This is a genomic window from Neisseria sp. P0021.S007 (assembly GCF_051956855.1).
Window position 1 is genome coordinate 1 of record NZ_JBQCXA010001638.1, and the last position, 452, is coordinate 452.

The window sequence follows — 452 nt, forward strand, 5'->3', positions numbered from 1 at the left end:
GTCCAAACGGAATATTCAACATCAGTCTGTGGCGGAAATGTACGCCGCTTTTGCGTCGTCGGTTGCTTTGGTATTTTTTACGAAAGCAAACGGAATCATTGCCTTCTTATCACAGTATTGCCGATTTTGCCCGAGTGTTAGAAACCGTAGATCAGGCGCAGTTGAATTTGTCAGATGGGGAACTGGTCGCATATCGAGACAAGCTGTTTGTTTATCAGGAAAGTGAGTTTCAAAAACTGCCTTGGTGTAATGGCAGGGAAGTTCAAGGCCGTCTGAAAGATATTTTGCTCGAAAATGGTTTTGTTTTATTACCGTTTAAGGGAGGTTTGTCGGCAGAGGAGTTGGAGAAGCCGGCGGTACTTAGAAGTGTGGCCAAAAGTGATGTGATTCAGTCGGGACAGAGGGAAAAATCAGTCGAAAAACTATTGCAAGAGTGTCATATTGTGCCACTC

The 452-nt window shown here is 44.5% G+C and carries 1 protein-coding gene; it reads left to right on the forward strand.

What is annotated here, in order from left to right; all coding sequences use genetic code 11:
- On the forward strand, window positions 1–452 hold a 452-nt coding region (locus ACTHUR_RS20670; protein ID WP_440400668.1), incomplete at both ends, for a TilS substrate-binding domain-containing protein.